Below are 12,689 nucleotides of genomic sequence, written 5' to 3'. Positions count from 1 at the left end.
GTGATACCGGCATCTGGTCGGATTGTATGACCGTCATCCGGACAGGTCAAAGAATCACAAGACGGATTTTTCGGGACTTCTCCTCCGGTGGGACAGGGCTTCTAGCACGACGGATAAAGCGTGTGTGAGGGGATGCGCCCTGTGGTCATCTGCTGCTTCACCTGCGCCTTACGGGCGCCTTGGCATGGTTGTCGTACCGGCGCGGAGCCGGTCGCCGCCGTCAGATGGAAGGGCGGTCGCGAGGAGGATGGGGGAAGTCTGATGAGCACAGGCGAACCGCACGAGGCAGACCGTCCGCAGCCGGGCGCTGAGGCGGGACGGAACCAGGCGGGCGGGCAGGGGTGGACGCAGTTCGGTCCGCGCCCGCCGGCGGCCGGGGAGTTCCGTCGCGGCGCCGCTCAGGGGGAGCAGGCGCCGTGGGGGGCAGGCAACCGCCCGGACGGCGGCACGGCCGTGTTCGCGACGGCGCCGGGAGGCCCCGCGCGCAGGCAGGGTTTCACCATGCGGCAGAAGACGGTGGCGGGCCTCGCGCTGGCCGCGATGGCGATCGTCGGCGGGGCGGCGGGGGCCTTCGCCGCCACGGCGTTCTCCGACGGCCGGCCGGTCCAGCAGCAGACGGTCGCCAGCCCGGTGTTCAGCCCCGCGTCCAACGCCAGGACCGTCGCCGACGTGGCCCAGGCCGTGCAGCCGTCGGTGGTGTCGATCAGGGCGGGTGACGCGGAGGGCTCCGGCGTCGTGCTGACCTCGGACGGGCTGATCCTGACCAACAACCACGTCGTCGCGTCGGCCGGGCCGGGCAGCGCGGTCACCGTCCGGTTCAACGACGGCAAGAGCATCGCGGGCTCGGTGAAGGGCACCGACCCGAGCACCGACATCGCGGTCGTCCAGGCGCAGGGCGTGTCCGGCCTGAGCAAGGCGGCCCTGGGCGACAGCGGCGCGCTGAAGGTGGGCGACTCCGTGCTGGCCATCGGCAGCCCGCTCGGCCTGGAGGGCTCGGTCACCGCGGGCATCGTCAGCGCCCTGAACCGCACCCTGACCGTCGGCGACGACTCGCCGCAGCAGCAGCTCCCGCCCGGCTGGGGCCAGATGCAGGGCGGCGAGCCCGACAGCACCCCCACCACGATCGGCGGCGCGATCCAGACCGACGCGGCGATCAACCCCGGCAACTCCGGCGGCGCCCTGGTCAACGCGGCCGGCCAGGTCATCGGCATCAACACCGCGATCGCCACCAACGGCGGCCAGGGCAACATCGGCGTGGGCTTCGCGATCCCGATCAACACCGCCAAGCGGGTGGCCGACCAGCTCATCGCGGACGGCACCGCCAAGCACGCCCTGCTCGGCGTCGGCGTCGGCGACTCCACCACCAGCACGGCGGGCGCCGTGGTGAGCTCGGTCACCGGCGGCGGCCCGGCGGAGAAGGCCGGCCTCCAGGAGGGCGACATCATCACCAAGATCGGCAACCAGCCGATCGACGGCGCCGACGCGGTCATCGGCGTGGTCCGCGGCTTCCAGCCGGGTGACAAGGTCGCGATCACCTACGTCCGCGGCGGCCAGACCCACACCGCCGACGTCACCCTCACCGAGAAGACCGACGTCCCCATGAGCTGACCGCTCGGGGGAGGACGTGACGAGGGGCGCCACCGGCCGGTGGCGCCCCTCGCCGGTCAGCTGAAGCGGGCGCCCTCGTCACGCCGGTAGGCGTGGACGGCGCCGAGGCCCGCGACCAGCGTCCACGCGGCCAGGGCGGCGAGGCTGACCGCGCTCGGGGTGTGGTCGCCCACGGCGGCCCACGCCAGCTCGACGACGCCGCGGGTGGGCAGGAACGGCGCGATGGTCTCGATGAAGCCGGGCGGGTCGATGGGCGAGGTGAACAGCCCGCCGCCGAAGGCCATGGGGAAGAAGACCAGCTGCGTCACGGCGATGGCGGCCTTCGACGGCAGGGAGTAGCCGATCGTCAGCCCCATCAGGGTGAACGGCACCGAGCCGAGCGCCAGCGCGGCCAGGCCGAGCAGTAACCCGCCGGGGGTCACGGTGGCCTCGGTGAGCAGGGCCGCGATGGCCAGGACGGGCAGCACCGACAGGCCCATGACCGCGAACCCGGCGATGACGCGCCCGCCGAAGCGCGGGAAAGGCCCGGCGGGCAGGGTGCGGATGTAGGGGTCCCACGGCTGGGCGCGGTCCTCGGCGACGCCGATGCCGAAGGTGAACAGCGAGGTGGACATCACGGCGAAGGCCATCATCGACGCCGTCGCCATCGTCGCGCCCACGGGGTGGTCCCCGCCGAAGGGGACGACGAAGAACAGCATGGCCGCGGCGGGGAAGAACGCGCTGCCGACGACCGCCATCGGGATGCGGAAGGTCTCCAGCAACTGGTATCGGGCGTGGGTCAGGGTGAGTGCCATGGGGGAGCTCCCGGAGGTGAGGGCCGTGCGGGTCAGGCGGCCCGGCGGGCCGTGATGGCGAGGAACGCCTCTTCCAGCGAGGTCAGGCGGACCTCCAGGCCGGAGAACGGCGCCCCGGTGCGGACCAGCTCGCGGACGAGCTCGTCGGCGTCGGAGGTGATCAGGTGGACCCGCTCGCCGTCCCGCTCGGTGCCGAGCACCCCCGGCAGCGCGGGGACGTCGGCCGCCGTCACGCTCACCCGGCGCACCCCCGCCATGCCGCGGACCGCCTCGACGCTGTCGTCGGCGAGCACCCGGCCCTGCCCGACGACCACCACCCGCCGCGCCAGCGCCTCGATCTCCTCCAGATAGTGGCTGGTCAGCAGCACCGTGCCGCCGTCCTCGTGGAAGGCGCGGACCCCGGCCCACAGCGTGCGGCGGGCCTCGACGTCCAGGCCGGTGGTCGGCTCGTCGAGGAAGACCAGCCGGGGGTCCCCGGCGAAGGCGAGCGCGACCGCCAGGCGGCGCTTCTGCCCGCCGGACAGCCCGCCGATCTGGCGGCGCTCCAGGCCGGAGAGCCCGAAGCGCTCCAGCAGCGCGCCGCGGCTCACCGAGGTGGTGAAGTGGGCGCTCACGAAGTCGACGCACTCGCCGACCCGGAGCGCCGCGGGCAGGCCGGTGTCCTGCGGGGTCATGCCGACGCGCCGCCTGCGGGCCGGGTCGAGCGGGGAGCCGCCGAACAGCTCGACCGTGCCCGACGTGGGCCGGCGCAGCCCGGTGAAGAGGTTGATGAGGGTGGACTTCCCGGCGCCGTTGGGGCCGAGCAGCCCCACGAGTTCCCCGGCCCGGACGTCGAGGGTGATGTCGTCGAGTGCGACCACGTCGCCGTACCGGCGGGTGACGCCGTCGGCCCTGGCCAGGATCTCCGCTGTCATGGCTGCTCCCCGTTCCCCGCCTCCAGCAACTCCCGGATGGCGGCCGTGTAGTCCTCGAAGGCCGAGCGCCCCCGCCGGGTGAGGGCGATGTAGGTCACCGGCGTCCGGCCCCGATGGGTCTTGTGAATGTCGACATAACCGGCTTCTTCCAGCTTCACGAGGTGCACCGAGAGGTTGCCCGCCGTCATCCCGAGCAGGTCGCGCAGCCCGGGGAAGGCGATCCGGTCGCCCTCGGGCAGCGCGTTGAGCGTGACGACCACCCGCAGCCGCGCCTGTGCGTGGATCACCGGATCCAGCTCGCGGAAGCCGCCGCTCACCCGCGCTCCCCCCTGCGGCGCAGCACCACCCCGGTCGCCAGGAACCCGCCGCCGCCGAGCACCGAGACGAGCAGGGCGTGCCAGCCGGCCCCGGCCGCGGTGCCGATCAGGTTGAGCACCGAGACGGCCACGCCGATGAAGAACATCGGCCATTCCCGGAAGACGGCCGCGCCCGCCATGAAGAGCACCCCGACGAGCAGCAGTGAGACCGAGGCCCAGAGCAGCCCGATCTCCTGCGGCTGCAGCCAGTCGGGCCGGCCGAACCGGGAGCAGATCAGGCCCACGCCGATGAAGCCGACGCTCCAGCACAGGCCGTACATCATGCCGCGCTCCTGGGAGCCGCCGCGGATGTGCGTGCCCGACCGCACCGACACCCAGATGGTGAAGGTCATGGCGACGGCCATCGCGCCGAACAGGACGGCGAGCGCCACCGCCATGGAGATCGGCGCGTAGGGCTCGCCGGACAGCCCGTAGTGCAGGAAGAGCGCCCCGAACCCGGCGAACCAGGCGAGCCCCCACGGCCAGTAGTACAGCAGGGGGTCGCCCGTGAGCCGGCGGGTGGCCTCGGCGCTCTGCCGCTCGATGAGACGCAGGGTCTCCTCGGGGGTCAGGGGGAGGTCCTCGTCGGGCCGGTCCGGGTCGCCGTCCATGATCGCGCCCCTCTCTCGCGTGGCAAACTGGTTTGTATCGTAAACCAGATGGCGACGCAAAGCGCAGAGGGAGGCGGGATCGTGTCCTCAGCGGGAGGTGAGGGCCTCCGACCGCCACAGGTCCCGGTAGTAGCCGGGCACGGCGGCCAGCTCCTCGTGCCGGCCGCGCTGGACGACCCGGCCCTCCTCCAGCACGACGATCTCGTCCACCTGTTCGAGGCCGCGCAGCCGGTGCGTGACCAGCAGCGTGGTCCGGCCGCGGGTGGCGTCGAGCAGGTCGCCCATGAGCGCGTCGGCGGCGGCCTCGTCCAGCGCCTCGGCCGGCTCGTCGAGCAGCAGGACCTCGGGGTCGTGGAGGAGCGCCCGGGCCAGGGCGAGGCGCTGGAGCTGCCCGCCGGACAGCGTCCGCCCGTCCTCGCCGAGCTCGGTGTCCCAGCCGGTCCGCCGTACCCAGTCGTCCAGCCTGGCCCGGCGCAGCGCCTCGGTCAGCGTCTCGTCGTCCGCGTCCGGGCCGGCCAGCCTGAGGTTGTCGCGCAGGGAGGCGCGGAAGACGTAGGGGTCCTGGGTCAGGCCGGTGATCCGCCGCCTGACCTCGTCGGAGTCCAGGTCGCGCAGGTCCACGGCGTCGCCGGTCGCACCGGTGAGCCGGACGCGTCCCGACTCGGGCTCGGTGAGCCGCATCAGCGCGGCGAGCAGGGTGCTCTTGCCGGCGCCGCTCGGGCCCACCAGGGCCGTGCGCCTGCCCGGCGTGAGGGTCAGGCTGACGCCGTCCAGCGCGGGGGGCCGGTCCGCGTCGTGCCGTACCACGAGATTCTCGACCTCGACGGTGAGCGGGCCGGGCGGCGGCGCGGCGGGCCGGGCGGGCTCGGGTACGGCGGGCGGCGCCGAACCCACCTCGCGCAGCCGGCGCAGCGCCTCGGCGATCCCGGCGAGCCGTTCCCCGGCGGCGGCCAGCGGCAGCACCGGCTCGAAGCAGACCAGCGCGGTCAGGGCGAGCACCGCCGTCGCCACCTGGCCGGCCCCCGCCGCCTGCGCCACCAGCACGACGCACGCCACGGTCCCGCCCTGCACCAGTGTGCCCGCGGCGAGCCCGGCGGCGTGCACCCGGGACTGCCGCCGTTCCAGCGCGGCGAGCCGCCGGTCGGCCTCCTCCGCCGCGGCGAGCGCCGTGCCGTTCGCGCCGTAGGCCGCGAGGTCGGCCGCGCCGTGCACCAGGTCGGCGACCCGCGCGGCCAGCTCCGCCCTGACCGGGGCGATCCTGGCGGTCCAGCGGCGGGCGGCGGCGCAGCTCGCCGCGGGCAGCAGCACCCCGGCGAGGAGCAGCCCGGCGAGCAGCACCAGCGCGGCCGGCGGCAGCACCACCAGGCCGATCCCGATCGCGGCGAGGCCGGTGACCAGCGCCCCGGCCGCGGGGAGCAGGCAGCGGACCATGAGGTCCTGCACGGCGTCGGTGTCCTCGACCATCCTGCTGAGCAGGTCGGCGCCGCCGGGCGTGTGCGGGCGGGCCGGGATGAGCGCCCCGTACAGCCGTTCCCTGGTCGTCGCCTGCGCCCGCAGCGCGACGTCGTGCCCCGCCAGCCGCTCGCCGTACCGGAACACCCCCTTGCTGGTCGCGAACGCGCGCACGGCGACGATCGCCACGCTCAGCGCCGCCAGGCCGGGCTGCTCCGCCGCCCGGGTGATGAGCCAGGCCGCGGCGGCGATGAGGCCGAGCCCGGCCAGCTCCGCGGCGGCGCCGGCGGCGGCGGCGCCGAGCAGCCGGGGCGAGAAGGAGTACACGGCGGGCGTGCGGGCGGTCATGGGGCCTCTCCGATCCTGGCCGGGGCGGGCTGATCGGAGACCACCCGGCCGGCCGCCAGGCGGATCACCCGGTCGGCCTGTTCGATCATCGCGGGACGGTGGGCGACGACGACGGCGGTGCGGTCCCTGGCCAGGGCGGCGGTGGCCGCGACGACCGCGGCCTCGCTGCGCCCGTCGAGCCGGGCGGTGGGCTCGTCGAGCAGCAGCACCGAGGCGCCGGGACGGCAGAAGGCGCGGGCGAGCGCGATGCGCTGGCGCTGCCCGGCGGACAGCCCGGCGCCGTCCTCGCCCAGCACGGTGCCGTATCCCTGCGGCAGCGCCTCGACGAACCCGGCCGCCTGTGCCGCCGCCGCCGCGGCGCGCACGTCGGCGCCGGGGTCACCGGGCGTGCCGGGGGCCGCCGGCGAGAGGCGGATGTTGTCGGCGACGCTGGCGGCGAACAGGTGCGGGCGCTGGGGGACGAAGGCGAGGCGGGCCCGCCAGGCGTCCGGGTCGAGGTCGGCCAGGTCCACGCCGCCGACCGTGACCCTGCCCTCGGTGGGGAGGACGAAGCCGAGCAGCAGGTGCAGGACGGTGCTCTTGCCGGCGCCGCTCTCGCCGACCAGCGCGACCCGTTCGCCGGGCGCGATGACCAGTGAGACGTCCTCCAGCGCGGCGTCCCCGCGGCCCGGGTAGCGCACGGTGACGTGCTCCAGCCGGATCTCCGGCACGCCCGCCGGCACGATCCCGGTGCCCCGCCCGCCGGGCGCGGTCTCCCCGTCGAGCACGGCGAACACCTGCCCGGCCGCCGCCACCCCCTCCATCGAGGCGTGGAACCGGGTGCCCATCGCGCGCAGCGGCAGGTACGCCTCGGGGGCGAGCAGCAGCACCAGCAGCGCCGTGCTCAGGTCCAGCGAGCCGGACAGCAGCCGCAGCCCGATGGGCACGGCCACCAGCGCCAGCGACAGCGAGGCGGCGAGCTCCAGCACCAGCGACGACAGGAACGCCACCCGCAGCGTGCGCATGGTCGCGTTCCGGTGGGCGCCCGCCACCTGCTCGATGACCGTGGCCTGGTAGCGTGCCCGGCCGAACGCGCGCAGGGTGGGCAGCCCGCGCACCACGTCCAGGAAGTGCCCGCCCAGCCGGGACAGCGCGTGCCACTGGCGTTCCGTGGCGGCCTTGGTGTGCAGCCCGACCAGCGCGCCGAAGACCGGGATCAGCGGCAGCGTGACCAGCACGATCACCGCGCTGGCCAGGTCTGCGGCGAAGAGCCGGGCGAGCACGGCGACCGGCACCACCCCGGCCACCGCGACCGTGGGCAGATAGCCGGTGAGGTAGGGGTCCAGCGCGTCCAGCCCGCGCCCGGTCAGCGTGACCAGCTCGCCGGAGCGGCGTTCGGACAGCCGCGCCGGGCCGAGCTCCTGCAACCGGGCGAGCAGCCGCCCGCGCAGCGCCGTCTTCACCGCGGTGGCGGTGCGGCCGGCGGCGGTGCCGTGCGCCCACCCGAGCAGGGCGCGCACGGCCACCACGACGGCGAGCAGGCCGAGCGCGGCGGGCGCGAACCGCCCGGACAGCACCCCGGCGAGCAGCTCGGCCTGGACGAGGACCAGCAGCCCGGCGAGTACGGCGGTGCCGAGGCAGACGGCCAGGTGGCGGCCGACGGCGCGCTCGGCGCGCGCGAGGCGTAGCAGATCCCTGTTCATGGCTCCCTTACGGTCCGCGAGCGGCCGATCGCCTGGCCGTCGGTCAGAAGAAGGAAGGCGTACCCGCGTCCCGCGACCGGCGGCGGCCGAAGATGCGCCACACTCCTACCTGCGCGGCGACCATGAATGGCACGAACGGCACCACCATAAGTCCGACCATGCTCAGGGTCTGCGACGGGGCGGCGTGTTCGAGCACCGCCGGGGCCGCCACGGCCAGCGGCAGCACGGCGGGCAGCGCGGCCAGCGCCGCCGACCCGCACAGCGCCCACCCCGCGCGCCCCCCACCCCGTACGCCGCCCGGCGTGGCGTCCGACATGCCGCCCGGCGTGCCGCCCGGGATCGCGTCCGGCAGCCGCCAGGCGGCCCACGTCCGGCCGTGGAAGGCGAGGACGGCCGCGACGACGAGCGCCCCCAGCGCGCCGGGCAGGGTGATCACCGGGCCGTGCAGCCCGCCTGCGATGGCGGCCAGCGCGAAGCCCCAGGCGAGCGCGAGAACCCAGGAGCCGGCGCACAGCGCGCCGTCCCAGAAGGCCCGCCAGCGTGGCCCTTCGACGCGACGGCGGAACCACAGCCCCGCGTCCCTGACGACCCAGCCGGCCAGCAGGGCGACCACCAGAGGGTAGAGCGCGAAGATCACCTCCCCCTCCAACTGGGGGAACGCGCCGAACAGCACGCCGACGGCGGCGACCAGCCACACCTCCCCGGCCAGGACGAACGGGGCCATGGCCGCCACCAGGCGGTCCCGGCCCGGCTGGTCGCGGCCGAGCGCGGGGAGCAGCATGCCGAGGCCGATGTTGGATCCCTCCAGGGCGAAGTAGCCGCCGAGGAGCAGGACGAGTACGGCGTACCAGAGCAGGTCCATGTCGTGTCCTAGAGACGCATCGCCGGGGCGGGGCCCGGGGTGGCGGGATCGGCTGCGGCGACGCCGAGGAAGGCCGCCTCGGGGCCGCGTCGTACGGTGCGGGCGATGAGGACGTAGTCGACGACCGCGAGCAGCCCGAGCAGGGCGGTGAAGACGATCAGGGAACCGGTGATCATCCCCTGGGTGAGGCCGGGGGACAGCGCGTCCTCGACGGTCAGCCGCCCGTTGACCAGCCACGGCTGCCTGCCGACCTCGCGGGCGATCCAGCCGAGGATGGCCGCGACGAACGGGAGCGGCGTCAGCGCGATCAGCACCGGGTGGGTCCAGCGCCACTTCGGCAGCCAGGCCACCACGGGCAGCAGGAAGAACAGGCAGACGAAGAGGAACAGCTCGCCGAGCAGGACCATGAAGCCGAGGGACACCCCGGCGAGCACGTTGCCCTCGAACTTGCCCGGCTGGACCTGGGCGACGGCGGCGAACTGCGCGTAGCCGAAGGCGGCGGTGAGGAAGGCGCCCACCGTCGCGCAGACCACGCCCTGGCGCATCGAGCGGGTGAAGAGCTCCCGCTCGGCGTGGCGGCGCAGCAGGTGGTAGGCGCTGGCCCCGGCCAGCACCAGCCCGCCGGTGAGCAGGCCGGCGCCGACGACGTGCGGGAAGGAGAAGAGCAGGGACGGGTTGGTGAGCAGGGCGCCGGAGTCGTCGAGCGTGAGCCGCCCGTCGGGGAGCACCCGGGAGCCCGCCGGGTTCTGCAGGAACGAGTTGGCCACCATGATCCAGAAGGCCGACGCGTACGCGGTCAGCGTGACGAGCCAGATGCACGCCAGGTGCAGCCATTTGGGCAGCCGGTGCCATCCGAAGATCCACAGGCCGAGGAACGTGGACTCCAGGAAGAAGGCCACCAGGGTCTCCACGGCGAGCGGCGCGCCGAACACGTCGCCCGCGTAGTGCGACAGCCCGCTCCAGCTCAGGCCGAACTGGAACTCCATCACGAGCCCGGTCATGATGCCGAGCGCGTAGTTGATCACATAGATCTGCCCCCAGAACCTGGTCATGCGCTCGAACACCGGTCTGCCGGTGATCGCGTGACGGGTCTGGGTGATCGCCACGAGGGGGGCCATGCCCAGGGTGAGCACGACGAACAGGAAGTGCAGGCTTCCTGTCACCGCGAACTGCAACCGGGCGAGGTCGAGGACGTCCATCGCTTTCCACTCCGATGCTGTGTCTGCCTACATATAGAGAGACTACATGTAGACTGCCTACATCAAGCATCCGGATCTAAGGTTGGGGCGTGAGCGGGATGGACGCGACGGCCGGAGGAGGCTCGATGAACACCGACGCGCTGCGGGGTCACATGGACGCCCTGCTGCTTTCGGTGCTGGAGCACGAGCCGTTGCACGGCTACGCGATCATCGAGGCGCTCCAGGAGCGCAGCGGCGGCGCGCTGACGGTGCCGACCGGCACGGTCTACCCGGCGCTGCGCCGGCTGGAGCGGGTGGGCCACCTGGACAGCGAGTGGGCGACCGTCGGCGGGCGCAAACGGCGCACCTACCGGCTCACCCCGGCCGGCCGCGCCGCGCTCGCCGGCGAGCGGTCCGCCTGGCGGGCGTTCACCACCGCCATCGGCAGCGTCCTGGAGCCGCACCGGACCTCCTGACGTCGCACGGCGGTCCGGCGGCGCGGCCGGTCAGGCGGCCGGTCAGGTGGCGGTCAGGCGGTGGCGGGGCGTTCGCGGCCGAGCGTCAGGCAGCGGGAGGCGCTGTACAACTGCCACACGAGCAGTCCGTTGCTGACCAGGCTGGCCAGCAGGCCCGGCACAAAGGTGCCGAAGCCGGTGTTCCCTCCCCACATCAGCGCCAGCGACATGCCGACGACGAACGGCAGCTCGCACCAGATCAGCAGCCCCAGGCCGCGGGTGACCAGCCGCGCCCGGCGGAACCGCCGGGCCCCGCGGCCGAGCGTGACCAGCGCGACCGCCCCGAGCACGCCGGTGAGCAGTTGCATGACGTCCATCGTCCTGGCCACCGCGAGGTACCAGCTCGGCCAGTCCCGCACCGGCGACAGGGTCACGGTGTCCGGGAAGAACCGCCAGATCAGACTCCACATGATCGTGGTGAGCGGGACGCCGACGAAGAGCAGCGCGGCCGTCCTGCGCCCCTGACGGGCGATCAGCTCCTCCTGGTAGCCCGGCGCGATCTCCTCGATCGCGCCGAACTCCTCGACCGCCGCCCGCTCCGCCTCGGCCCGGCACAGCCCGCCGGACTCCAGCGCCTCCGCGGCGTCGCAGAGCCCGTCGCGGACCTCGGCGAGCATGTCCCGCTTGACCCGCCGCGGGCCGCGTAACGCCCGGTCGAGCCCGCTCACATACTCTTCGACGCTTGCGACGGCCATGATCCCCTCAGCTCTCACCCTGGCGCGTGTGGCCCGCCCCATCCTCCCCGCAGGGCGCGGCGCCGGGCATCGGGAATCACCCTGACCCGCCCCCCATGACGGATCAGGGTCACCCCACCGGAAGCCGGGGGAGCCGTCGTCAGCCGGGCGGCACGGCGGGCGCGGGGTAGACGGGCGGGGGAGCGGGCCTGCGAGCCGCGTGCGAGGCCGAGGTGCTCAGCACCGACCCGGCGGCCACGAGGGTGACGAGCACGAACCAGCAGGCGGCCCGGCCCATCCGCAGCCCGTAGCCGCAGATCAGCCAGTAGGCCGACAGCAGCCACCGCCCCGTGCTCCGGCTGGTCGTGCGGCGCACCTCCATCGCGCCGAAGGCGAAGTCGTCCGCGGTGGCCCGGTCGTCGAGGGTCTCGCGTAACGCGAGGTAGAGCGTGCTCAACGCCTCGGGGGTGAGCCGCTCGGGATGCTTCTCACCGGCCGTCGCGTGCTCGCGCGGCGCCCAGCCCCGCCAGTCGCGCTCCTCGGCGAGCACCCGCCGGGGGGACCACCAGTGCAGGTACGGCCAGCGCAGCCCCAGCCGCACGCCGCGCGGCGTGGAGGCGAACTCGCACCCGGACAGGCTCAGCCCCTCCGGATGGCGCAGCCCGGCGAACCGGCAGCCGCTCAGATCGACCCCGGACACCATGAGACGCCTGGCCTCCACCCGCCGGAGCGAGAGCAGCCGCGTCCTGCCCCGCCCGACCAGCGTGCCGCCGCCGCGCAGCACCAGCCCTTCGAGGTCGGCCTCGGCGTCGGTCAGCCGCAGGTTCAGCGGGCCGGCCACCAGCGCGGACCGCAGGTCGACCGCGCAGTCGTGCGCGCACAGCTCCAGCCCGGCCGCCGCGTGCGCCCCGGTGAGCACCAGGCCCTTGCCCGCCGAAGCAGGGGTCAGATAGGTCGCCGCGCCGAACCGGGTGGACTCGAAGCCCGCGGCCCCGCAGAAGACGGCCTTCCTGAAGGACACGGCGCGGTTGAAGCGCGTGCCCCGGAAGGACACGCCACGGGCGAAGCGCGCCGCGTCGAAGGCGGTGAACCCGTGGAAGCGGGCGCCCCGGAAGGACGCCGTCCGCTGGAAGCGGGCCTCGCCGAAGAGCGCGTCACGGTCCACGATGACCTGGTCGAAGGCGGCGTGCCCGGCCACGGTGGCGCCGTGGAAGGACAGCTCCCGGGCGAAGCGGGCGTGACCGAAGGACGCGTTCCCCGCGAAGCGCGCCCCGAAGAAGGAGGCGAGCCCTTCGAACCTGGCATGGTCGAAGGACACGTCGCGGTCGAACACCGTGCCGGCGAAGCGCGCGTCGCCGGTGAAACGGGCGTGGTCGAACCGGGTCCGCCCGAGCCGGGCGCGCCCGCCGTCGTCGAACGCGGCCAGCAGTCGCTCCGCGAGAGCGGAGTCGATCACCGCCCCGCGCATGTCGAGCGCGCCTCCGGGGCGCAGTGCCCGCAGCGCCCGCTCGAACTCGCTCGCGTCGAGATGCGCCAGGCACCTGCCGGACGGATCGTGCACGACTCCGAGACAGCCGGGTTCCGCGCAGGTGATCCAGTCGATGTCCAGGGGGAGAGCTCTCGCCATAACACCGTGATACCCGCCAAAACCGCCGTTCGCGAGCCTGGACGCCAGGCTTTCTGGCTCTCCGGTGT

The 12,689-nt window shown here is 74.2% G+C and carries 12 protein-coding genes; 2 read left to right on the top strand and 10 right to left on the bottom strand.

Translation table 11 applies throughout. The features are described from left to right. Positions 1-261: 261 nt before the first annotated feature. Positions 262-1,608, top strand: a complete 1,347-nt coding sequence (locus tag QSK26_RS08805; protein ID WP_285774506.1) for a S1C family serine protease — start codon at positions 262-264, stop codon at positions 1,606-1,608. A 56-nt stretch (positions 1,609-1,664) separates the two neighbouring features. On the opposite strand, the gene QSK26_RS08800 is transcribed toward QSK26_RS08805, so the two are convergent. From QSK26_RS08800 to QSK26_RS08765, 8 genes are all read right to left on the bottom strand, one after another. Further along, on the bottom strand, positions 1,665-2,402 hold the full coding sequence (locus QSK26_RS08800) for an ABC transporter permease (RefSeq protein ID WP_285774505.1): 738 nt from the start codon (positions 2,400-2,402) through the stop codon (positions 1,665-1,667). A 32-nt stretch (positions 2,403-2,434) separates the two neighbouring features. Beyond that, on the bottom strand, positions 2,435-3,316 hold the full coding sequence (locus tag QSK26_RS08795) for an ABC transporter ATP-binding protein (RefSeq protein ID WP_285774504.1): 882 nt from the start codon (positions 3,314-3,316) through the stop codon (positions 2,435-2,437). After that, positions 3,313-3,633 carry a transcriptional regulator gene (locus QSK26_RS08790; RefSeq protein WP_285774503.1) on the bottom strand — a complete coding sequence of 107 codons (321 nt, stop codon included), beginning with the start codon at positions 3,631-3,633 and terminating at the stop codon, positions 3,313-3,315. The genes QSK26_RS08795 and QSK26_RS08790 overlap by 4 nt, the downstream gene beginning before the upstream one ends. Beyond that, positions 3,630-4,283 carry a hypothetical protein gene (locus QSK26_RS08785; protein WP_285774502.1) on the bottom strand — a complete coding sequence of 218 codons (654 nt, stop codon included), beginning with the start codon at positions 4,281-4,283 and terminating at the stop codon, positions 3,630-3,632. The genes QSK26_RS08790 and QSK26_RS08785 overlap by 4 nt, the downstream gene beginning before the upstream one ends. 87 nt (positions 4,284-4,370) lie before the next feature. Further along, a complete protein-coding gene (gene cydC, locus QSK26_RS08780; RefSeq protein ID WP_285774501.1) occupies positions 4,371-6,083 on the bottom strand; it encodes a thiol reductant ABC exporter subunit CydC in 1,713 nt (570 codons plus the stop codon). Next, the gene (gene cydD, locus QSK26_RS08775) at positions 6,080-7,765 is read right to left on the bottom strand and encodes a thiol reductant ABC exporter subunit CydD (protein WP_285774500.1); all 1,686 of its coding nucleotides are present in this window, start codon (positions 7,763-7,765) and stop codon (positions 6,080-6,082) included. The genes cydC and cydD overlap by 4 nt, the downstream gene beginning before the upstream one ends. Before the next feature lie 43 nt (positions 7,766-7,808). Next, on the bottom strand, positions 7,809-8,627 hold the full coding sequence (locus QSK26_RS08770) for a cytochrome d ubiquinol oxidase subunit II (protein ID WP_285774499.1): 819 nt from the start codon (positions 8,625-8,627) through the stop codon (positions 7,809-7,811). Between the two features lie 8 nt (positions 8,628-8,635). Next, on the bottom strand, positions 8,636-9,826 hold the full coding sequence (locus tag QSK26_RS08765; RefSeq protein ID WP_285774498.1) for a cytochrome ubiquinol oxidase subunit I: 1,191 nt from the start codon (positions 9,824-9,826) through the stop codon (positions 8,636-8,638). 125 nt (positions 9,827-9,951) lie between these two features. Here QSK26_RS08765 and QSK26_RS08760 point away from each other — a divergent pair, with 125 nt between their 5' ends. Beyond that, positions 9,952-10,281 (top strand): PadR family transcriptional regulator, encoded by a 330-nt coding sequence (locus QSK26_RS08760; RefSeq protein WP_285774666.1) that lies wholly within the window; start codon positions 9,952-9,954, stop codon positions 10,279-10,281. Positions 10,282-10,334: 53 nt separating this feature from the next. On the opposite strand, the gene QSK26_RS08755 is transcribed toward QSK26_RS08760, so the two are convergent. Further along, entirely contained in the window at positions 10,335-11,015 is a 681-nt protein-coding gene (locus QSK26_RS08755; RefSeq protein WP_285774497.1) for a permease prefix domain 1-containing protein, read from the bottom strand. A 139-nt stretch (positions 11,016-11,154) separates the two neighbouring features. Further along, positions 11,155-12,621 carry a pentapeptide repeat-containing protein gene (locus tag QSK26_RS08750; RefSeq protein WP_285774496.1) on the bottom strand — a complete coding sequence of 489 codons (1,467 nt, stop codon included), beginning with the start codon at positions 12,619-12,621 and terminating at the stop codon, positions 11,155-11,157. Positions 12,622-12,689: the final 68 nt, after the last annotated feature.

This window comes from Microtetraspora sp. NBRC 13810, from assembly GCF_030268685.1.
Classification (GTDB): domain Bacteria; phylum Actinomycetota; class Actinomycetes; order Streptosporangiales; family Streptosporangiaceae; genus BSRQ01.
The sequence above is the reverse complement of the archived record's forward strand: the minus strand, read 5'-3'. Positions and strand labels throughout refer to the sequence as shown.